Origin of the sequence: Pseudomonas sp. P4795 (assembly GCF_048822895.1) — a bacterium.
In the GTDB taxonomy this organism is placed as follows: domain Bacteria; phylum Pseudomonadota; class Gammaproteobacteria; order Pseudomonadales; family Pseudomonadaceae; genus Aquipseudomonas.
This window is the reverse complement of the sequence record NZ_JBMFBT010000014.1, coordinates 1-19,445: the sequence shown is the minus strand read 5'-3', so window position 1 is coordinate 19,445 and position 19,445 is coordinate 1. Positions and strand designations below refer to the sequence as shown.

Annotated in this window: 21 protein-coding genes; 18 read left to right on the top strand and 3 right to left on the bottom strand. The window is 59.2% G+C overall.

Annotated elements, in window-relative coordinates; translation table 11 throughout:
- Nucleotides 1-19: 19 nt before the first annotated feature.
- The 8 genes from ACOI8A_RS26840 to arsH all read left to right on the top strand — a co-directional run bounded on the left by ACOI8A_RS26840 (nucleotide 20) and on the right by arsH (nucleotide 9,458).
- Entirely contained in the window at nucleotides 20-2,575 is a 2,556-nt protein-coding gene (locus ACOI8A_RS26840; RefSeq protein ID WP_420650953.1) for a fimbria/pilus outer membrane usher protein, read from the top strand.
- Between the two features lie 125 nt (nucleotides 2,576-2,700).
- Entirely contained in the window at nucleotides 2,701-4,563 is a 1,863-nt protein-coding gene (locus tag ACOI8A_RS26835; protein WP_420650952.1) for an ABC transporter ATP-binding protein, read from the top strand.
- 184 nt (nucleotides 4,564-4,747) lie between these two features.
- Nucleotides 4,748-6,922, top strand: coding sequence for a TonB-dependent siderophore receptor (locus ACOI8A_RS26830; protein WP_420650951.1), 2,175 nt, complete (start codon nucleotides 4,748-4,750; stop codon nucleotides 6,920-6,922).
- 78 nt (nucleotides 6,923-7,000) lie between these two features.
- A complete protein-coding gene (locus tag ACOI8A_RS26825; RefSeq protein WP_420650950.1) occupies nucleotides 7,001-7,201 on the top strand; it encodes a hypothetical protein in 201 nt (66 codons plus the stop codon).
- A 119-nt stretch (nucleotides 7,202-7,320) separates the two neighbouring features.
- Nucleotides 7,321-7,761: a tryptophan-rich sensory protein TspO gene (gene tspO / locus ACOI8A_RS26820; RefSeq protein WP_420650949.1), complete on the top strand. Its 441-nt coding sequence runs from the start codon at nucleotides 7,321-7,323 to the stop codon at nucleotides 7,759-7,761.
- A gap of 133 nt (nucleotides 7,762-7,894) precedes the next feature.
- Nucleotides 7,895-8,242 (top strand): metalloregulator ArsR/SmtB family transcription factor, encoded by a 348-nt coding sequence (locus ACOI8A_RS26815; RefSeq protein WP_420650948.1) that lies wholly within the window; start codon nucleotides 7,895-7,897, stop codon nucleotides 8,240-8,242.
- Nucleotides 8,243-8,276: 34 nt separating this feature from the next.
- Nucleotides 8,277-8,747 (top strand): arsenate reductase ArsC, encoded by a 471-nt coding sequence (locus tag ACOI8A_RS26810; RefSeq protein ID WP_420650947.1) that lies wholly within the window; start codon nucleotides 8,277-8,279, stop codon nucleotides 8,745-8,747.
- 12 nt (nucleotides 8,748-8,759) lie between these two features.
- Complete coding sequence (gene arsH, locus ACOI8A_RS26805) at nucleotides 8,760-9,458, top strand: arsenical resistance protein ArsH (RefSeq protein WP_420650946.1); 699 nt, start codon at nucleotides 8,760-8,762, stop codon at nucleotides 9,456-9,458.
- 103 nt (nucleotides 9,459-9,561) lie between these two features.
- Here arsH and ACOI8A_RS26800 read toward each other — a convergent pair whose 3' ends face one another.
- Both ACOI8A_RS26800 and ACOI8A_RS26795 read right to left on the bottom strand, forming a co-directional pair.
- A complete protein-coding gene (locus tag ACOI8A_RS26800; protein ID WP_420650945.1) occupies nucleotides 9,562-9,975 on the bottom strand; it encodes a cupin domain-containing protein in 414 nt (137 codons plus the stop codon).
- Between the two features lie 123 nt (nucleotides 9,976-10,098).
- Nucleotides 10,099-11,001 (bottom strand): transcriptional regulator GcvA, encoded by a 903-nt coding sequence (locus tag ACOI8A_RS26795; RefSeq protein WP_420650944.1) that lies wholly within the window; start codon nucleotides 10,999-11,001, stop codon nucleotides 10,099-10,101.
- Nucleotides 11,002-11,110: 109 nt separating this feature from the next.
- Between ACOI8A_RS26795 and gstA the strand changes: the two genes are divergently transcribed.
- The 7 genes from gstA (at nucleotide 11,111) to phnE (ending at nucleotide 16,462) form a co-directional block, all read left to right on the top strand.
- Entirely contained in the window at nucleotides 11,111-11,722 is a 612-nt protein-coding gene (gstA, locus tag ACOI8A_RS26790; RefSeq protein WP_420650943.1) for a glutathione transferase GstA, read from the top strand.
- 123 nt (nucleotides 11,723-11,845) lie between these two features.
- Entirely contained in the window at nucleotides 11,846-12,442 is a 597-nt protein-coding gene (locus tag ACOI8A_RS26785) for a paraquat-inducible protein A (protein ID WP_420650942.1), read from the top strand.
- A complete protein-coding gene (locus tag ACOI8A_RS26780; RefSeq protein WP_420650941.1) occupies nucleotides 12,439-13,080 on the top strand; it encodes a paraquat-inducible protein A in 642 nt (213 codons plus the stop codon). The genes ACOI8A_RS26785 and ACOI8A_RS26780 overlap by 4 nt, the downstream gene beginning before the upstream one ends.
- 130 nt (nucleotides 13,081-13,210) lie before the next feature.
- Complete coding sequence (locus ACOI8A_RS26775; RefSeq protein ID WP_420650940.1) at nucleotides 13,211-14,083, top strand: putative selenate ABC transporter substrate-binding protein; 873 nt, start codon at nucleotides 13,211-13,213, stop codon at nucleotides 14,081-14,083.
- Nucleotides 14,080-14,877, top strand: a complete 798-nt coding sequence (locus ACOI8A_RS26770; protein ID WP_420650939.1) for a phosphonate ABC transporter ATP-binding protein — start codon at nucleotides 14,080-14,082, stop codon at nucleotides 14,875-14,877. The genes ACOI8A_RS26775 and ACOI8A_RS26770 overlap by 4 nt, the downstream gene beginning before the upstream one ends.
- A complete protein-coding gene (locus ACOI8A_RS26765) occupies nucleotides 14,871-15,698 on the top strand; it encodes a PhnE/PtxC family ABC transporter permease (RefSeq protein WP_420650938.1) in 828 nt (275 codons plus the stop codon). The genes ACOI8A_RS26770 and ACOI8A_RS26765 overlap by 7 nt, the downstream gene beginning before the upstream one ends.
- Nucleotides 15,695-16,462: a phosphonate ABC transporter, permease protein PhnE gene (gene phnE, locus ACOI8A_RS26760; protein ID WP_420650937.1), complete on the top strand. Its 768-nt coding sequence runs from the start codon at nucleotides 15,695-15,697 to the stop codon at nucleotides 16,460-16,462. The genes ACOI8A_RS26765 and phnE overlap by 4 nt, the downstream gene beginning before the upstream one ends.
- A 50-nt stretch (nucleotides 16,463-16,512) precedes the next feature.
- On the opposite strand, the gene ACOI8A_RS26755 is transcribed toward phnE, so the two are convergent.
- Nucleotides 16,513-17,313: a 2OG-Fe(II) oxygenase gene (locus ACOI8A_RS26755; RefSeq protein WP_420650936.1), complete on the bottom strand. Its 801-nt coding sequence runs from the start codon at nucleotides 17,311-17,313 to the stop codon at nucleotides 16,513-16,515.
- Between the two features lie 235 nt (nucleotides 17,314-17,548).
- On the opposite strand from ACOI8A_RS26755, the gene ACOI8A_RS26750 reads away from it, so the two are divergent.
- From ACOI8A_RS26750 to ACOI8A_RS26740, 3 genes are all read left to right on the top strand, one after another.
- Nucleotides 17,549-18,091 (top strand): DUF3833 domain-containing protein, encoded by a 543-nt coding sequence (locus ACOI8A_RS26750; protein ID WP_420650935.1) that lies wholly within the window; start codon nucleotides 17,549-17,551, stop codon nucleotides 18,089-18,091.
- A gap of 59 nt (nucleotides 18,092-18,150) precedes the next feature.
- Entirely contained in the window at nucleotides 18,151-18,669 is a 519-nt protein-coding gene (locus ACOI8A_RS26745; RefSeq protein WP_420650960.1) for a GNAT family N-acetyltransferase, read from the top strand.
- 184 nt (nucleotides 18,670-18,853) lie between these two features.
- Nucleotides 18,854-19,393 carry an AAA family ATPase gene (locus ACOI8A_RS26740; protein ID WP_420650934.1) on the top strand — a complete coding sequence of 180 codons (540 nt, stop codon included), beginning with the start codon at nucleotides 18,854-18,856 and terminating at the stop codon, nucleotides 19,391-19,393.
- The last annotated feature ends 52 nt before the right edge of the window (nucleotides 19,394-19,445 follow it).

Here is a 19,445-nt window from a genome sequence, read left to right as displayed (position 1 = left end):
TAGCAATATAGGGCTGGGCATGTATTTATTCCCACGCGGCATTTTCAACTTTAATCCTCCACATTGCCTTGCAATCAATCCGGGATTAAACGCGCTGTATCTGGCGATAATCGTTGGCGTGCCCCAACTTGCGAATGCAAGCGAGTCGGTCGTTCTAACGAACCAGGGACAAGATAACCAATTCAACACCTCGTTCCTGCAGGGCGTCGGGTCGTCTGTCGACCTGGATTTGTTGTTGTCGGCCAACCGCGTATTACCCGGCAATTACCGAGTTGACGTTTACAGCAACGAAGTCTTGGTCGGTCGCCGCGATATCGATTTTCGTCGCGTTGAAAAAAACGGCCGGGTTGAAGCCTGTCTGACCCTGGATATGTTGCAACAACTGGGCATCAATCTGAGCCGACTGGAAGCAGCCGGCCAGTTGCAACCCGGCGTGCCTGAGGCCTGTTACGACCTGCCGAGCCTGATCGATCAGGCCAAGGTCAATTACGACCCTGCGCGGCTGCGACTGTCGATCAGCGTGCCGCAGGTTGCCATGCAACGCGGGATGCGCGGTTACGTGGATCCTGCGCTGTGGGATGCCGGCGTGTCTGCCGCGTTCATCAACTATCAGTTAAGCAGCAACCGCAGAAACACCGACAACGGCACGACGATTTCGAACAATCTCGGGCTGCGTAACGGCGTCAACCTGGGCGCCTGGCGCCTTCGTAATGAATCGAACTTCAGCAGCCGCACCGGCCAGCCCAATACCTTCCACAGCAACCGCACTTATCTGCAGCATGACGTGACCGCGTTGAAGAGTCAGTTCAGCGCCGGCGATATTTTCTCCGACTCGCAACTGTTCGACAGCGTGCGTTATCGCGGCCTCAAGTTGAGCTCCGATGAAGGCATGCGCGCCGACAGCGAGCGCGGCTATGCGCCGGTGATTCGTGGCGTGGCCGAGAGCAATGCGACGGTCGAGATTCGGCAGAACGATTACATCCTTTACACCACCTACGTGCCGCCCGGCCCGTTCGAGATCAACGATATTTATCCCAGCGGCTCCAACGGTGATCTGCAGGTGACAATCATCGAGGCCGATGGCCGTCGGCGCGAAACCGTACAGGCGTTTTCCAGCCTGCCGATCATGGTGCGTCAGGGCCAGATCAATTACAGCGTTTCGGCCGGCAAGTACAAAAGCAACAGCGAGGGGCTGGCCTCGCCGCAATTTATCAGCAGCACCCTGGCCTACGGCATGAGCAGCAACATGACCGGTATTCTCGGCGTGCAGACCAGCGACAACTTCAATGCGATGTCGCTGGGCATGGGCCGTAACACCTCGTTCGGCGCGGTGTCGTTCGATGTCACCCACTCTTCCAGCCAGGCACGTGGCCAGACCACCCAGGGCAACAGCCTGCGGATGCTCTACGCAAAAACGTTCACCGGCACCGACACCAACTTCACCCTCGCCGCCTACCGCTACTCCACCGAGGGTTACCGGACGTTGACCGATCACATTGAAGATGAAAGTGCCACAGAGCAACGGCGCGGCAACTCGAAGACGCGTACCGACCTGACCGTGAGCCAGAGCCTTGGCCGCGACCAGCGATTCGGCAACGTGTACCTCAATGCCACCGACCAGCGCTATTGGGGGCGTGGCGGATCGCAAAGTCTGTCCGCCGGTTACAGCAACAACTGGCGCGATATGACTTACAACCTCGGCGTGATGCACACCAAAGATGTCGGTAATTCCGGGCCGTCGAACAACGACACTCAGCTAAGCCTTTCGCTGTCATTCCCGCTGGGCTCGACGCCTCGCGCACCGCGCGCATTCCTCTCGACCACCAGCCAGAAATCCGGCGACAACACCCAATTGGGCGTGAATGGCTACCTGTCGGAGAACAGCGACACCTATTACTCGGTTCAAGCGGGCAACAACAGCAACAGCGGCAATTCGGGATCGGCGAGCATCAGCACGCGTAATTCGTTTGTCGACGTCAACGCCGGCTACAGCCAGGGAAGCGGCTACACCTCGCAAAACCTCAGCCTGGCGGGTTCGGTCGTCGCGCATGCCGGCGGTATCAACCTGGGCCAGACCCTCGGCGAAACCTTCGCCCTGGCCGAAGTGCCGGACGTACCGGCTGGCGTCAAGATCGGCAGTTACAGCGGCACCGAAACCGGCCGCAACGGTTTTGCCGTGATCCCCAACACGCAACCCTACCGGGTCAACTGGATCAGCCTGGACACCCGCGACCTGGGCGCCAATGTCGAGATCGAAAACGCCACCCAACAAGTCGTACCGCGCCGTGGCGCAGCGGTTCTGGTGCGCTACCTTTCGCAGACCGGGCGCCGGGTACAATTCGAGCTGTTCGACACCGCGCACAATCGCTTGCCATTTGGTGCAGCGCTGGAGGATGCGGCGGGGAAACAGATCGCAATTACCGACCCTTCCGGCAAAGCTCTGGCCCTGGTGCAAGACCAGAGTGCAACGCTGACGATTAAATGGGCCGGCAAGCAATGTCAGGCGACCTACTCGCTGCCTCCGCGCGATGAGGCACTTAACTATGAGCGAGTCGCGCTGACCTGCATGCAGTAGTGCTGACTCCGGGGGCGATCAGATAGACCCCGGAGGCATGGAGCGGGGCTGGCTACACGCAATTTCTTCGAGATGTCTTCGTTCAATGGCAGAATCCCCTCAACCTGACCATTACGGAGACCACAATGCTTCGCGTGTTTGAACGAAGACTCGACCCATTCCCCCCCGACGAAACGCCGCCACCGCCCGACGGCCTGATGCGCTTTCTGTGGGCCTGCACACGCGGTGCGCGCGGTTATGTGCTGCTGCTGGCGCTGTTGAGTGCCAGTGTGTCGATCTACGAAGCCTGGCTGTTTTCCTTCCTCGGGCAAGTGGTGGATCTGCTCTCGACCTGGAAGGCCGGCGGCGATATCAACGGGCAGGAAGAACGTCGAGTACTGTGGGGCATCGGCATTGTGTTGCTGACCAGCATCGGGCTGGTGGCGCTGCGCACCATGGTTCAGCACCAGATTCTTGCGATCAATCTGCCGCTGCGGCTGCGCTGGGATTTCCATCGGCTGATGCTGCGGCAAAGCCTTTCGTTTTTCTCGGATGAGTTCTCCGGCCGGGTGACGACCAAAGTGATGCAGACCGCACTGTCGGTGCGCGAAGTGCTCTTCACCCTGATCGAAATCGCCCCGGGCATCGGCGTTTACTTCATTGCGATCATCGCGCTGGCCGGCGCCTTTGACCTGAAACTGATGCTGCCGTTTCTTGGCTGGATCGTCTTGTTCGGGCTGGCCATGCTGTATTTCGTGCCTCGCCTGGGCAAAGTCGGCCAAGAACAGGCGCACGCGCGATCGTCGATGACCGGGCGTATTTCCGACGCCTATACCAACATCACCACTGTGAAACTGTTCTCGCACTCCAAACGTGAGGCGCACTTTGCGCGCGCGGCGATGGAGGATTTCAAACAGACCGGTTTCAAGCAGATGCGTCTGGTCAGTCAGTTCGAGATCGTCAATCAGGCGCTGGTGGTCGCGTTGATCATGGGCGCCGGCGGCTACGCGTTGTGGCTGTGGCATCAGGGCGAAGTCGGCACCGGAGCGGTGGCGGCGATTACTGCCATGGCGCTGCGCATCAACGGCATGTCGCACTGGATCATGTGGCAGATGACGTCACTGTTCGAAAACATCGGCACCGTACAGGATGGCATGGCCACCCTGACCCGCGGCCCGAAGGTGCAGGATGCGCCGAACGCCGGCGTGCTGGTGCCCGCGGGCGGCGCGGTGACTTTCGACAATGTGAGCTTCAACTACAACGGTGAACGCCAGGTACTCGACGGCCTCAACCTGAATATCCGTGCGGGTGAAAAAATCGGTCTGGTCGGCCGCTCCGGTGCCGGTAAATCCACGCTGATCAATTTGCTGCTGCGTTTCTATGACGTAAACAGCGGTGAGATTCGTATCGACGGGCAGAACATCGCGCAAGTGACTCAAGACAGCCTGCGCAGCACTATCGGCATGGTCACTCAGGACACGTCGCTGCTGCACCGGTCCATTCGCGACAACATCGCCTATGGTCGTCCGGATGCAACCGACGCCCAGGTGCGTGCCGCTGCGGCCAATGCGCAGGCCGCCGGTTTCATCGAGCAACTGAGCGACCAGAATGGCCATACCGGCTATGACACGCTTGTTGGCGAGCGCGGCATCAAGCTTTCCGGTGGCCAGCGCCAACGGATCGCCATCGCGCGAGTGATGCTCAAGAACGCGCCGATCCTGTTGCTCGATGAGGCCACCAGCGCGCTGGATTCCGAGGTCGAAGTGGCGATTCAGGAAAGCCTCGATGAAATGATGCAGGGCAAGACCGTCATCGCCATCGCCCATCGGCTGTCGACCATCGCGGCCATGGATCGGCTGATTGTCATGGATGAGGGCTGCATCATCGAACAAGGCACCCACGCTGAATTGCTGGCGAAGAACGGCACCTACGCGCGGCTGTGGCAGCATCAAAGCGGTGGTTTTCTGGGTGAGGAGCAAGGCGTGGCGGAGACGCTGGATCAGGCGTAGGCGCTCCACCGACGTAAATACCCTCAAAGCTTTCGCTTGAGTTCATCAGGCGAAAGCGCCAGTTCCCGCTTCCAGTTCACATTTTTTTCACGAATGCCTTTGTCACTGTAAAAAACCCTGACACAATTAATGGTAATGATTCGCAACAGCTCCATTACTCTTAGTTAGAAGTCAGGAAGTAATCATGTCGCGCCCCGCCTCGCATTACCGTTTCAATCCGTCACGCAATCTCCTTTCCATGGCCGTCTGCATGGCGATCATCACTCCGGCACTGGCCGAAGAAGGCAGTTCGGTCCAGGACAGCGCCCCGCCAGCCGTCCTCGAACTCGGCGCGACCGCAATCACCTCGAATCAATTGGGCAGCACCACCGAAGGCTCCAATTCCTACACCACCGGCACCATGGCCACCGCGACCAAGTTGCCGCTGACCCTGCGTGAAACACCGCAAGCCGTGACGGTCATTACCCGCCAGCGCATGGACGATCAGGCGATGACCAGCATCAACGACGTGGTCAAATACACGCCGGGGCTGTTCCTGAATTTCTCCAGCGGTCCCGGTCGCCAGTCGTACACCGCGCGCGGTTTCGACATCGACAACATCATGTACGACGGCATTCCCAGCGGCTACAACGGGGTAACCGTGGGCGCCCAGCCGAATCTGGCGATGTTTGATCGGGTAGAAGTTGTGCGCGGGGCCACCGGCCTGGTGACTGGCGCGGGCAACCCTTCGGCGGCGATCAACATGGTGCGCAAACGCCCACTGGCCGAGCAGAAAGTCACCCTGACGGGCGCAGCCGGGACCTGGGACAACTATCGCGGCGAAATCGACGCTTCCAGCCCGCTGAATGACAGCGGCACCCTGCGCGGTCGAGTAGTCACGTCTTATCAGGACACCAACAGCTTCATCGATGACGTCGAGGAACAACACGATCTGTTCTACGCCATCACTGAAGCCGACCTGAGCGAAGACACCACGCTGACCCTGGGTTTCTCGCACCAGAAAGACAAGACCAACTACTTCTGGGGCTCATCGATGATCGGCCAGGACGGCCATCACCTCGACCTGCCGCGTTCGTACAACCCGGGGACTAAGTGGGAGAACAAGGATCAGGAGATCAACACGCTGTTCGCCGAGGTCCGCCAACAACTGGCCAATGACTGGAAGCTGCAGGTCAACGCAAATTACTCCGAACAGAACGCGCTGTTCTCCGGTTCGTACCAGTCGCGCTGGGTCAACAACACGCTGGCACGCACTGTGTACCAGTCGGCCCACGATGAAAATCAGGCGGGTCTGGACGCGTTCTTCAGCGGTCCGTTCGAAGCATTCGGGCGTAGCCATGAACTGGTGGTCGGCGCAAGCAAGCGCATCTACGACATGACCACCCACAACTACGACCCATACGACACCAACTGGCCGATCAACGCCGGCAAGCCGAACTTCACCCACACCGACAACACGCGCGAAGTTACCACTCAGGATGGCGTGTATATGACCACCCGCCTGAGCCTGGCCGATCCGCTCAAACTGATTCTCGGCGGGCGTCTGGACTGGTATGACTACGACAACCGTGATGGCGACGGCGATTACAAAGTCACGCGCAACGTCACGCGCTACGCCGGTCTGATCTACGAACTGGACGAGCATCACTCGCTCTACACCAGCTACAGCGACATCTTTACTCCACAGAGCAACAAGGACACTTCGGGCACACCGGTCAAACCGATTGCCGGCAAAAACTACGAAGTCGGCATCAAGGGCGAGTATTTTGACGGCGCGCTGAATGCCAGTTTCGCCGTGTTCCGCGTAGATCAGGAAAACCGCGCGGTGCAAGTGTTCGTGCCAAATTGCCCGCAGTCTGCCTGCTATGAAGGCTCCGGCGAGATCCGCAGCCAGGGTATCGACTTCGAACTGCAAGGCGCGCTCACCGACAATTGGCAGGTCGGCGCTGGCTACACCTACGCCCGCACGCACACCATCAAGGACCAGGAAAATCCGCAGAAGATCAACAAACAGTTCGACACCGATACCCCGGAGCACCTGTTCAAACTGACCACCACCTACCACCTTCAGGGCCCACTGGAAAAACTGCGCGTGGGCGGCAACATCTTGTGGCAGAGCCGCATGTACAACGACATCGAACTGGCTGATGGCAGCAGCTACCGTCTCAAACAAGGCGCCTACGCGGTTACCGATCTGATGGCCGGCTACCGCGTCAACCAGCACCTGGATCTGCAACTGAACGCCAATAACATTTTCGACCGCAGCTACTACTCGTCGATTGCCACCACGGCGGATTACGGCGGCGACAGTTATGGCTCCCCGCGTAACATGATGCTGACTGCCAAGTACAGCTTCTAAACAGCTTCAGCGCAGGGACGCGCTCGCACCAGGCAGTTCGCGTTGTAAGCTTGCGGCATCAGCCCGAGAGTTACCGAAATGCCGAAGAAGCCACCGCAAAGCCAGCCCCCCACCGCCGCCGAAATAGAGCGCTCGATCCAGGCGCTGAACAAAATGGCCGAGCGCTTGTGGGGGGATGGCCGCGAAGCCGAAGCCAAAGCCCTTCTCGATGCGCTGGATGCTTTGAACCGCGCACTTGACCGCATCAGAATCGGCGAGAGCCGCAGAGTCCTGCATTGATAGCCGAGAACAAGTCTCGCCTCGATCCAAACTTTTCCGCTCGCGAAACGGTCTGTGTCTTTAAGACTGCCGACATGGCTTTTCAAAAGCGGACAGCTGATTTCAGCTAAGGACTGGTGATGACTTTCTTTATTTTCCTTCTGGCCTGCGCTGCTGCGGCAACCACCGGCGTGATGTTCAAACCGGGCGACTGGTATGAAGCGCTGGCCAAACCGAGCTTCACGCCACCCAATTGGTTGTTCCCGGTCGCGTGGACGACGATCTACCTGCTGCTCGCTTGGGCCGGTTACCGGTTGAGCTTGATCCCCGGCAGCCAGACAGTTCTGGCGTTATGGGCCGCACAGATTGCGCTGAATACGCTGTGGACACCGGTGTTCTTCGGCGCCCACAAGATTTTCGCCGCGATGGTGATTTTGGCCGTGCTTTGGCTGGTGGTCGCGGCGATGGTGGTGTTGGCGTTGCAACTGGACGTGATCACCGGTTTGATCCTGTTTCCTTATCTTGTCTGGCTGTGTGTCGCGGCTGCGTTGAATTTTTCGATCCTGATCAAAAACCCCTGAAGACAGGTTTCGGGCGGGGGGCTCAAGCGCCCCGCCCCGTTTACGCGCTGTAAACCCGCCGAGCAAATTCGCGCTTGCTCATTACATATGGATATCCGTATATTCGGCCATCCACATGTAATGAGCCGTCTACATGATCACCCCTCCCGAACTCTTCAAAAGCCTGGCTGACGAGACCCGCGTGCGTGCCACGTTGCTGATCGCCAGTCAGGGTGAACTGTGCGTGTGCGAGCTAATGTGTGCCCTCGACGACAGTCAGCCAAAGATCAGCCGTCACCTCGCGCAACTGCGCAGCAGCGGTCTGCTGCTGGATCGGCGTCAGGGCCAATGGGTTTATTACCGCCTCAACCCGGCGCTGCCGCAGTGGGTGCAGCAGATATTGCAAGTAACGGCGCAGGCCAATGCCGAATGGCTGAAGAGCAATGCTGCGCGCCTGCAAAACATGGACAGCCGTCCTGTCCGCGACGCAGCCTGCTGCTGAATCCCTAACCTGCGCTCACGCGCGAGGAGCATTTATGCGAGTCCTGTTCATGTGCACGGCCAACAGTTGCCGCAGCATCCTTTCAGAAGCCATGTTCAATCACCTAGCACCCCACGGTTTCGAGGCAGTCAGTGCAGGAAGTTTCCCCAAGGGCCAAGTCCTGCCGCGCAGCCTCACCACATTGCAGCAGGCGGGTATCTCCATCGACGGTTTGCACAGCAAGGGCAATGACGCTTTCGCGGACAATCCGCCAGATGTGGTGATCACTGTCTGCGACAAGGCTGCGGGCGAAACCTGCCCGGTCTATTTCGGCCCGGCGCTGAAAGCCCATTGGGGGCTGGAAGATCCGTCCGACGTGATCGGTGACGAAGCGCAAATCGACGCGGCTTTCCGCGCCACATTGGCGCGTATCGAGCAGCGCTGCACAGCCTTCCTCGCGCTTCCCTTCGATACGCTAAGCCGCGAGCAACTCTCGCTAGAGCTGGCCCGAATCGGCACACTTTAAGGAACACTTTTCATGTCAGAGCACCTGCCCAATCTCGATCTGAGCCTGTTCGAAGAGCCACGAACGCCGAATCCTGGCGAGCACAAACCGCGCATGCTGTTGCTGTACGGATCGACTCGTGAGCGCTCGTTCAGCCGCCTGCTGGTCGAAGAAGCGGCGCGCCTGCTGGAACACTTCGGCGCTGAAGTGCGCATCTTCAATCCGTCCGGTCTGCCGCTACCGGATGACGCCCCGAATACGCATCCGAAAGTGCAGGAACTGCGCGAGCTGGTGCTGTGGTCGGAAGGTCAGGTCTGGTGTTCGCCGGAACGCCATGGCGCGATGTCCGGCGTGTTCAAGGCGCAGATCGACTGGATACCGCTGGAACTCGGCGCCGTTCGCCCGACACAGGGCAAGACGCTGGCGGTGATGCAGGTGTGTGGCGGCTCGCAGTCGTTCAACGTGGTCAATCAGTTGCGGGTGCTGGGCCGCTGGATGCGCATGTTCACCATCCCCAATCAGTCCTCGGTGCCCAAGGCTTTCATGGAGTTCGACGACGCAGGCCGGATGAAGCCTTCAGCCTATTACGACCGGGTGGTCGACGTGATGGAAGAGCTGGTGAAGTTCACGTTACTGCTGCGCGATCGTCAGGAGTTTCTGGTGGATCGCTATTCCGAACGCAAAGAAAGCGCCGAGCAACTGACTGCGCGGGTCAATCAACGCTCGATCTGAAGGCGATCGACTTGCCGCTCGTCCCGTGCGCTGCAACTCAAAAATCCCTCAACGAAAAAGGCCTGTCACACGAACAGGCCTTTTTCGTTGATGCGGCCAATGTTTACGGCTTGAGAATCAGCAACGGCTGACCTTTCTCGACGATATACGTCGCCAGCTCCGATGCTTTCTCGTTGCCGACGTTCTTGGCGATGTGCGCCACACCGGCCGGGATGAACAGCGAATCCCCGGCCTTCAGCGTGACCGGCGCCCGACCTTCGAGACGATACTCGAACGTGCCGCTGATCACGTAAGCGACTTCCACGCCAGGATGCGCATGATTGGGTGAAGTCACGCCCGGTTCGAAGTCGACCCGCGCCTGAATCACTTCGCGATCCGCCGCGCCCAAGTCCTGGCGCACGAGATCGGTACGGCTCAGGCCTTGTTGCCAGTTCTTCGGTTGCGTATCGGCTGCGTGTGCAATGGCGGTCAGCGAAACGAGTATCGCAGCGGCGGTCATAAACAGTGTGCGGCGCATGGTGTTGCCCTCTTGAAGCAGTGATGGGGTGATCGCTACTTTGAGTCGGGCATGTATGGGTGATGTGTCGGAATTTCGCGGCTGCTCAGTGGTTTTGTATCCGCCACGGATGCTGATACACGCTCATACAAACGGTCGCTGCGGCAAACCTTTCAACCAGTTTCTGAACGCAACGATTTTCTTCGAATCGGCGGTTGCATGTGGCGCGACCAGGTAAAACCCCGAGTCTGACTTCAAGCGCAGATCAAACGGCACCACCAGCCGGCCCGCACGCAAGTCGTCTTCCACATAGGTGGAACGACCAATGCACACGCCCTGCCCGTCCACCGCCGCTTGCACCGCCATCAGCGCCAGATCGAACGTCAGACGCGCATCCTTCGCCGCGAGATGCGGCTGACCGGCAGCGCTTAGCCAATTGCTCCAGTCATTGCCGGTCACACCGTTGACTTGCAGCAGCGTGTGATTAGCCAGGTCAGCCGGGGCTTGCAGCGCATTCGGCCCGGCGAGCAAGCGCGGGCTGCACACCGGGAAAATCTCGTCGGACATCAACCAGTCGGCGCGCAGCCCTGGCCAATTGCCGTCGCCGTAACGAATCGCCGCGTCAATGCCGCCCTTGCGGAAATCTGCGAGCTCGGTGAACGCGCTGATGCGCACATCAATCTCCGGATGCGCCTCGCGAAATGACGGCAACCGCGGCAACAGCCACTTCGACCCCACCGACACCAGCGTGCTGATGGTCAACACACTGGTGTTGCTCGATTCCAACAACTGCTCGGTGGCATGGCGCAATTCATGGAACGCCGCGCGCACACCGGGCAGATAAACCTGGCCCTCATCGGTCAGCGCCAGCCCGTCCTTCAAACGCATGAACAGGCGCACGCCGAGCTCATCTTCCAGTCGCCGAATCTGGTGGCTGATCGCAGTTTGCGTGACGTTCAGCTCTTCGCCGGCCTTGGTAAAGCTCATGTGTCGGCCGGCGCATTCGAACGCGCGTAATCCATTGAGTGAGGGTAGTCGGGTGAGCATATACAGGCTTCGATCCATGAGATTTTGTCATACGCTAGCACTCTAGATGTCCTTTGCGAAGCGCCGCAGCGTTGGTGGATGCTGCTCGACAACTTACAAAGGAAATCTCATGAAACTGTACTTCGCGCCCATGACCTGCTCGCTGTCGCCGCACATTGTCCTGCGTGAACTTGGCTTGCCGTTTGAACTGATAAGGGTCAACAACCAGACCAAGCGCACTGCCGACGGCCGCGATTTTCGCCAGATCAATCCGAAGGGCTACGTGGCGGCGCTGGAATTGGAGAATGGCCAAGTGCTGACCGAAGGCCCGGCGATTTTGCAGTTCCTTGCCGACCTTATGCCCAGCCGAGCTTTGGCGCCGACCGCTGGTACCTGGGCGCGCTCGCGGTTGCAGGAGCATCTGAATTTCATCAGCTCGGAAATTCATGGCGGCTGCGCGCCGTTGTTCAGCACTGATCTGCCGGAAGCAACCAGGAAAATTTTTCAGCAGAAACTGTTCAAGCGCCTGGATTATCTCAATCGAATTCTCAGCACTCAGGCGTACCTGATGGAAAGCTTCAGTGTGGCCGACGCTTATCTTTTCACCGTCCTCACTTGGTTGCCGGCCTTCAATATCGAGATCAACGACTGGCCAGCGCTGGCGCTGTACATGAAGAGAATCGGCGCCCGACCGAGCGTACTGGCCGCCATCGCCGCAGAAGCTGCAACACAGCCGGTTTGAATCACCCGGCTGCGGCTTGCCGATAAAGCGGCCATCCGGCAGACCAAAGGCACGCGCGGGTTGCCGAATGCCGCAGCGCTTCTATATTGAAGGCAGCCTTTGCCCTTCACCTTCGAGCGCCCCATGGCCACGACTGATCAATTGATCATCTGCGAGCACTGCGACTGCGTGTACGAAAAAGTCCCACTCGCCAAACATCAGAAGACTATATGCGTGCGTTGCGGCGGCGTGCTCCAGCGCTACAGCGGTCTGACGGTGCAACAGCGGCTGGCGTTGACCTTCACCGCGAGCATGTTGTGGCTGTTCGCCAATTTCTACCCGGTGATGAGCATCAGCCTGCAAGGCATCAAGAACAGCGCGACGTTGTGGGATTCGGTGCTGGCGCTGAGTCAGGGGCCGATCACCTTTATCGCGATGGTCGCGGCGATTTCCATCATTATCGCCCCGGCCTTTCAACTGGTGCTGCTGACCTGGGTGCTGGGCTTCGCCCTCGCCTCACAGCGCTCGCCGGGATTCAAGACCTGCATGCGCTGGCTGGAGACGCTGCGCCCGTGGAGCATGCTCGAAGTGTGCCTGCTCGGCGCGATGGTCGCAGTGTTCAAATTGGCCGGGATGCTCGACGTATTGCCAGGCATCGGCTTGTTCGCGCTGGCGGCGCTCAGTCTGTTGCTGATCCGCATTGCCGGGCGCGATGTGCGCGACCTGTGGGAGATTGTATGAGCCGGCCACCAACCGCCCCCGAACTCAATCTATGCCTGTGCCACAGCTGCGGACTCGCCTGCGACATGACCGGAGAACCGCAGCAGTGCCCGCGCTGCGACGCTGATTTGCATCGTTACAAAACCAATTCACTGGCCAGAACCTGGGCTTACATGTTCACGGCGCTGGCGTTTTATGTGCCGGCCAATCTGCTGCCGGTGATGAACACCGTGATGCTCGGCAACGGCGCCGACAGCACGATCATGAGCGGCGTGATCGAGTTCTGGCAGCACGGCGCGTGGGACATCGCGCTGATCATTTTCATCGCCAGTATTGCGGTGCCGGGCATCAAGTTTGTGGCGCTGACGCTGTTGCTGGTGACCGTGCAGCGCAACAGCAACTGGGCACGGCGCGAGCGCTCGAAGATGTTCCGCTTCGTCGAGCTGATCGGCTATTGGTCGATGCTCGATGTGATCGTGGTAGCACTGGTGGCGGCGCTGGTAAAGTTTCAGGCGCTGGGTGACATCGAGCCGCGCGTGGGCATTCTGTTTTTTGGCTTGGTGGTGGTGTTCACCATGCTCGCGGCGATGAGTTTTGATCCCCGATTGATCTGGCAGGATGCGCCGGATGAGCTTGGCGAGCCGCAACCGTCAACCTGAAGCCACGCAATAAACCGTGACAAAGCCACCTCGGTGAAACCACCTCAAGACGTATACTCTCGCCCGCTTCGTCTAACCTGACTTTGCCGCCGCTGTGATTTGCAATCGCGGCGCATCCATCTCGACGCTTATGAAACGGAGAATATTCATGCTCAAGCGCACCCTGGCACTGACCGCAGGCCTGGCCCTGTCCTTATCCGCCGTGCTGGCGCAAGCCGCCGACGTTTTGAAAGTCAGCGCCATTCCCGACGAAGCACCGACCGAACTGCTGCGCAAATTCGAGCCGTTGGGCGCCTATCTGGAGCAGAAGCTGGGCATGAAAGTCGAGTTTGTGCCGGTCGCCGACTATCCGGCAGTGGTCGAAGCCTTGGCCACCAATCGTCTCGACATGGCCTGGCTCGGCGGCTTTACCTTCGTTCAGGCGCAGCTGAAAAGCGATCCGAAAGTCATTCCATTGGTGCAGCGTGAGCAAGATGCGCAGTTCACCAGCAAATTCATCAGCGCCGACCCGAACGTCAAAAGCCTCGCCGATCTGAAGGGCAAGACCTTTGCATTCGGCTCGGTGTCATCGACTTCCGGCAGCCTGATGCCGCGCTACTTCATGCTCAAGGACGGCATCAAGCCAGAATCGTATTTCAGCCGCGTCGGCTACTCCGGCGCGCACGACGCCACCGTCGCCTGGGTGCAGGCCGGCAAAGTCGATGCAGGTGTGCTCAACGCCAGCGTCTGGCAAAAACTGGTGGACGCCGGCAAGGTCGACACCAACAAGGTCAAAGTCTTCGCCACCACCCCGACCTACTTCGATTACAACTGGACCGTGCGCGGCACCCTCGACCCGGCGCTGGCGGCGAAGATCAAGCAAGCCTTCCTCGACCTCGACCCGGCCAATCCTGAGCAGAAGAAGATCCTCGATCTGCAAGCCGCCAGCCGTTTCATCGAAACCAGCCCGAGCAACTACAAAGGCATCGAGGAAGCCGCCCGCGCTGCCGACCTGTTGAAATGACGCTACGCCTCGAGCAAGGGTTTCTGCGCCACGCCAATGGGGTCGAAGCCTTGCGTGGTGTGGATTTGCAGATTGGTGCGGGCGAGCAAGTGGCGATCATCGGCCCGTCCGGCGCTGGCAAATCGAGCCTGCTCAACTTGCTGGCCACCGCAGTGCGACCAAGCAGCGGCGAAATCGAAGTGCTGGGCCAACGGGCTTGGCGCCTGTCTGCCCGTCAACGGCAACGCCTGCGCGCACGTATCGGTCTGGTGCATCAGGCACCGCCGCTGCCGCCACGGCAACGGGTAGTGACAGCGGTGCTGGCCGGCAAACTCGGGCAATGGAGCCTCGGCAAAAGTCTGCTTAATCTGCTGCATCCTCTGGATGTGCCCGGCGCCCGCGCCGCGCTGGCGCGACTCGATCTGGGCGACAAACTCTTTGCGCAATGCCAGCAACTGTCCGGCGGGCAATTGCAGCGCGTCGGCATTGCGCGAGTGCTGTATCAGGCGCCGGAAATCTTGCTGGCCGATGAGCCGGTTTCGGCGATGGATCCGGTGCTGGCCGGGCACACGCTGTCGATCCTTTCGCGGCACGCGCGCGAACATAACGTCACGCTGGTAGCCAGCCTGCATGCGGTGGAACTGGCGCTGGCGCACTTCCCGCGCATCATCGGTTTGCGCGATGGGCAGATCCTGTTTGATAGCCCTTCTGCAGAAGTCAGCCGCGAAATGCTCGATGCGTTGTACGCCAACGAGCAACTGCAATCGCCGGTGACCCCTGCCGCGTCTCTGACTGTGCAGATTCCTCGATGCTGAGTGCTGATTCACGCGATCCCGCTGCTTGGCCCCGCTTGTTGCTGACCTTGCTGGCGGTTGCGTTGCTGTGGCCGGGAATTCAGCTCAGTGAGCTGGATTTGGGCGTGCTGTTTAATGCCGACAGCCAAAATGAAATGGGCCGCTTTGTCTCGGCATTCTGGCCGCCCGCGCATGATCGGGATTTTCTGCAATTACTCCTGAAAGCCACCCTGCAAACCCTGGCCATCGCCACGGCCGGCATGGCTTTGGCGCTGCTTTTGGCGGTGCCGGCCAGCCTGCTCGCCAGCCGCGCGCTGTCGCTGTCTGCGGCTTCGCGTAGCGGCCGACCTAGCCGTCTCGGCCGACTGCTGCGCTGGCCGGTGCGCGGCTTGCTGATCTTCCTGCGCAGCGTGCCGGAAATCGTCTGGGCGCTGCTGTTCGTGCGCGCCGTCGGCCTCGGCCCGGCGGCGGGCGTGCTGGCCATCGCCATCACCTACAGCGGCATGCTCGGCAAGGTCTACGCCGAAATCTATGAATCCACCGACCAACGCCCGGCCCACGCCTTGTTGCAGGCCGGCAGCGGACGGCTGGCGAGTTTCGCCTACGGCGTTCTGCCCAATGTCGCGGCGGAATTGCTCTCGTACACGGTGTATCGCTGGGAATGCGCGATTCGCGCGTCAGTCGTAATGGGCTTCGTCGGCGCCGGAGGCTTGGGACAACAGATCGACCTATCGATCCGCATGTTCGCCGGCGGTGAAGTCGCAAGCATGTTGCTGACCTTCCTGCTGCTGGTACTCGGCGCCGACCAACTCAGCCGCCTGCTGCGCTGGAGGCTGGCATGAAGCGCCTGATCAACCTGCTGCTGATCGCCGGCATCCTCGGCGCAGTCATCGCCTCATTCGCCTACCTCGGCCTCGACCTCGAAGCACTCGCCAGCGCCGACAGCCTGAAACACATGGGCAGCTACGTGCAGCGCTTCCTCAGCCCCGATCTGAGCGCGGGATACCTGACAGCCGTGCTGCGCGGCTCAATGGAAACCCTGGCCATGTCCGCCCTCGGCACCCTGCTCGCCGCCATCCTCGGACTCACCCTCGCCCTCCCCGCCGCCGGCCGCTTCGGCTGGCCCCTGCAAAGCGCCTCACGCCTGCTGCTCAACGCCCTGCGCGCCATCCCCGAACTGGTCTGGGCCGCTCTCATGGTCCTCGCCGCCGGCCTCGGCCCCAACGCCGGCACCCTCGCCCTCGCCCTGCACACCACCGGCGTACTCGGCCGACTGTTCGCCGAAGCGCTGGAGAACACACCGCCAGAACCTGCAGAGGCGATTCGTTTGCAAGGCGGCAATCCGGTTCTGGCGTTTTGCTACGGCACGCTGCCGAACCTTGCGCCGCAGTTGCTGGCTTATTGTTTGTACCGCTGGGAGAACAATATCCGGATGGCCAGCGTACTTGGGTTTGTTGGCGCGGGTGGGTTGGGGCAGATGTTGTATGTGAGCTTGAGTCTGTTTCAGGAGGCGCAGGCTAGTACGGTGATTTTGGCTATGTTGGTGTTGGTTTTGGGGGTGGATATGTTGAGTGCGTGGAGTCGGGGGCGGTGGGTTAAGGCGTAGATTTTCGCATCTCAAGCCTGCATATCGTGATCAGTGAGCAAGTAGCTCCCTCACCGCTTCTTAAGCAACTTGTTCACGTAATACTTCAAACTCCACCGATCCTTCGGTCGCGGCTTGTAGTGAGTTTTATTGCGCTGCGACGGATCTGCTGCTTGCGTACTCGCTGTGTAGTAATAAAGCGCAATCGATCGCCGGGTGATGCCCTCAGGCGTAGTCAACGGCTCCGGATGTCCGTGATTGCTGTCCTTGTCCGTGTTGAAGATCACGCACCGGTTATAGATCGGTAAAACCTTTTTCAGGCATTTCTTCATCCCTATATCCCAAAGCTCCAGGTTCCCGCCGTACTCCTCCTGCCAATCCTCCGTGAGGTAAATGATCACGTTCAGCCGCCGCTCAACGTTGAGCTTTTTGTTGAGGCGAAAGTCCGAATGTACGCCGAGGAAACCGCCACTTCTCGTTTCGTGCAGGCCACCACCGGTGAAATAGGGATCGGGGATCAGCCCGTTAATGCCGGTCAGCTTTTCCAGGAATTGCAGCATCGGCGCGGAGTTGAAGGTGTTGAACACGCTCTTCAAGAAGGGGCTGCATTCGTTCGGGCTGATCTGGCGCTTGAGTTGGCCTTTGTAGCCGCGCTCGTAAAGCATTTCGTTGTTGGTCGGTTCAACCGGGAAGTTTTCGCGGATGCTGGCGATGACGTCTGTCTGCAGGAAGTTGTCGATGACGATGTGCGGGAATGGGGTCGCCTGGCTATATTCACTGGTCAGCGACTCGCCGAAAACGCTGGCGGCGTTTTGGTCGAAATCGAGTTGCGGGTTCAGGCTGATGGGGAGTGTTTGCGTGTTGGCTGACATTGACGCTCCAATGGTCTTTAAAACTTTCAGGGTTCGTCAAACAGGGCCTGGGGCTCGGCACAGTGCCGCTGTTGGCTCGCGGAGAAGAGGAACAGCAGGTTGCCACGTCGGTAATGGCCTGCCGAGTGTCCTTTTCCAAAACGAGGTGGGACGCTGTTACGGCATGTTTCTGGCTGCCACAAACACGTCGATATGAAATAGTCCCCTTTTCGTACTTTTCGCAGGGAGTAACGCAATGACCCGATTTCTGTTGTTACTGACATTGGTACTCAGCGTCGCGAGCTGCGGCAGCGTGGATGTCGCCCGTTATGCGGATGAAAAACCGGCATTGAGTCTGGAGGATTTTTTTAGCCGGCCCGTCAAAGCCTGGGGGATGTTTCAGAAGAGCAACGGTGAGGTAACCAAGCGTTTCGAGGTCGACATCGTCAGCCGTCGTGAGGACGGCAACCTGATTCTCGACGAGCGCTTCCTGTACAGCGACGGCACCCGCCAGCGCCGTGTCTGGACTCTGACGCCTGAGGGCCAAGGCCGCTGGAGCGGGCGCGCGGACGATGTAGTGGGTGTCGCCAAGGGCCAGATCGCTGGCAACACGTTGCACTGGCGTTATCGCCTGAACCTGCCGGTCGACGACTCGACCTACGAAATGAGCATGGACGACTGGATGTACTTGATGGACGAAGACACCTTGATCAACCGCACCAGTATGTCCAAGTTCGGAGTAGAGGTCGGCCAGGTAACGTTGTTCTTCCGTCGCCAGAGCGCCGGAGCGAGTCAATGAATCGCCCCAAACAGGATCCGCGCTGTGCCGAGGAAAACTCACATCACCAAAGGCGACACATGCCTGCAATTATCCGCCTTGCTCTACCGGAAGATGCCCAACTCCTGCCCGCCATTGAAACCTCCGCTGCTCAAGCATTTCGCATGATTGATGAGTTGAGTTGGCTGGCTGAATCGCCTCCGATGTCCATAGAGCGTCATAGCCAACTAATTGCGCTATCGACCTGTTGGGTTGCACTTGATGCCGAAAATCGGCCACAAGGATTTCTCAGTGCTGAGCGCCACGGCAGTGATCTTCACATCTACGAATTATCTGTTATGCAATCGATGCAAGGACAAGGTACAGGGCGGCGTCTGATCGAGGCAGCGAAGGATTATGCACGCTCAAACAGACTGGGTTTCGTGACGCTTACGACATTCAAAAACGTGCCATGGAACGCACCGTTTTACTCCCGCACAGGATTTCAGATTAGAGCCACCACAGACTTGGACCAGAGGCTCGCGGGGATATTGCGCGAGGAGTACAAGCACGGATTCGCTCCGCAAAGTCGGTGTGCCATGGCATGGTCGGTGACTTAAGTGCAAAACCTTCAGGCCTCTAGGCCCCTGGGGAAGAAACGCAGAAAAGTAGACAGATTTATTTTAGCTGGATAACGAATCCGTCCCCTTCTTCCACAAGATGTCTGCTTGTTGTTGACGAAGTCGGGCGCTGACGTAAAATCGCCACCCCAAAAAACAGCGTGCATATCGAGAAGGTGCTTCGATGCAACGGGTGATGATTGTTGGTCAGCCTGGGTCGGGCAAAAGCACCTTGGCGCGTGAGCTTGGGCTGCGCACGGGCTTGCCAGTCGTTCATATAGACACTATCCACTGGCAGCCAGGGTGGGTCGAACGGAGCTGGGACGAGAAGACGCGCCTTTGCCACGAGGTCGAGACCTGTGATCGCTGGATATTCGAAGGTGGCCATTCAGCCACTTGGGACAATCGGATGGACCGCGCAGATCTTTTGATACGGATTGATCGTTCGGCGACGCTTCGATTCTGGCGCGTGCTGCTCAGAACGTTGCTCCAGCGCGGCCGGTCTCGGCCTGATTTGCCGGAGAACTGCCCCGAACTGCTGGCGAATCTGCCAGAGTTTTTTAGATTCATGTGGCGGACAAAAAAATCAGCGCGGGTGAAGATGCAGCAACTCGTGGCGACTGCACCATCGGCTTGCCGGGTCGTTCATCTGCGGTGTAATCGCGATATCAGAGTTTTTCTCACGAGCATTGGATATTTGGCTGGCCAGAATCCGCGAGATTGATCGACGGTTGACTGCTTTAGTACGGAAACTGCCGGTTGCGAGCGGCTGGTAT

Excerpts from the sequence above, each read along its gene's own strand:
- ACOI8A_RS26840 (WP_420650953.1), top strand. The coding sequence starts at position 20 with ATGTATTTATTCCCACGCGGCATTTTCAACTTTAATCCTCCACATTGC.
- ACOI8A_RS26835 (WP_420650952.1), top strand. The coding sequence starts at position 2,701 with ATGCTTCGCGTGTTTGAACGAAGACTCGACCCATTCCCCCCCGACGAA.
- ACOI8A_RS26830 (WP_420650951.1), top strand. The coding sequence starts at position 4,748 with ATGTCGCGCCCCGCCTCGCATTACCGTTTCAATCCGTCACGCAATCTC.
- ACOI8A_RS26825 (WP_420650950.1), top strand. The coding sequence starts at position 7,001 with ATGCCGAAGAAGCCACCGCAAAGCCAGCCCCCCACCGCCGCCGAAATA.
- tspO (WP_420650949.1), top strand. The coding sequence starts at position 7,321 with ATGACTTTCTTTATTTTCCTTCTGGCCTGCGCTGCTGCGGCAACCACC.
- ACOI8A_RS26815 (WP_420650948.1), top strand. The coding sequence starts at position 7,895 with ATGATCACCCCTCCCGAACTCTTCAAAAGCCTGGCTGACGAGACCCGC.
- ACOI8A_RS26810 (WP_420650947.1), top strand. The coding sequence starts at position 8,277 with ATGCGAGTCCTGTTCATGTGCACGGCCAACAGTTGCCGCAGCATCCTT.
- arsH (WP_420650946.1), top strand. The coding sequence starts at position 8,760 with ATGTCAGAGCACCTGCCCAATCTCGATCTGAGCCTGTTCGAAGAGCCA.
- ACOI8A_RS26800 (WP_420650945.1), bottom strand. The coding sequence starts at position 9,975 with ATGCGCCGCACACTGTTTATGACCGCCGCTGCGATACTCGTTTCGCTG.
- ACOI8A_RS26795 (WP_420650944.1), bottom strand. The coding sequence starts at position 11,001 with ATGCTCACCCGACTACCCTCACTCAATGGATTACGCGCGTTCGAATGC.
- gstA (WP_420650943.1), top strand. The coding sequence starts at position 11,111 with ATGAAACTGTACTTCGCGCCCATGACCTGCTCGCTGTCGCCGCACATT.
- ACOI8A_RS26785 (WP_420650942.1), top strand. The coding sequence starts at position 11,846 with ATGGCCACGACTGATCAATTGATCATCTGCGAGCACTGCGACTGCGTG.
- ACOI8A_RS26780 (WP_420650941.1), top strand. The coding sequence starts at position 12,439 with ATGAGCCGGCCACCAACCGCCCCCGAACTCAATCTATGCCTGTGCCAC.
- ACOI8A_RS26775 (WP_420650940.1), top strand. The coding sequence starts at position 13,211 with ATGAAACGGAGAATATTCATGCTCAAGCGCACCCTGGCACTGACCGCA.
- ACOI8A_RS26770 (WP_420650939.1), top strand. The coding sequence starts at position 14,080 with ATGACGCTACGCCTCGAGCAAGGGTTTCTGCGCCACGCCAATGGGGTC.
- ACOI8A_RS26765 (WP_420650938.1), top strand. The coding sequence starts at position 14,871 with ATGCTGAGTGCTGATTCACGCGATCCCGCTGCTTGGCCCCGCTTGTTG.
- phnE (WP_420650937.1), top strand. The coding sequence starts at position 15,695 with ATGAAGCGCCTGATCAACCTGCTGCTGATCGCCGGCATCCTCGGCGCA.
- ACOI8A_RS26755 (WP_420650936.1), bottom strand. The coding sequence starts at position 17,313 with ATGTCAGCCAACACGCAAACACTCCCCATCAGCCTGAACCCGCAACTC.
- ACOI8A_RS26750 (WP_420650935.1), top strand. The coding sequence starts at position 17,549 with ATGACCCGATTTCTGTTGTTACTGACATTGGTACTCAGCGTCGCGAGC.
- ACOI8A_RS26745 (WP_420650960.1), top strand. The coding sequence starts at position 18,151 with ATGCCTGCAATTATCCGCCTTGCTCTACCGGAAGATGCCCAACTCCTG.
- ACOI8A_RS26740 (WP_420650934.1), top strand. The coding sequence starts at position 18,854 with ATGCAACGGGTGATGATTGTTGGTCAGCCTGGGTCGGGCAAAAGCACC.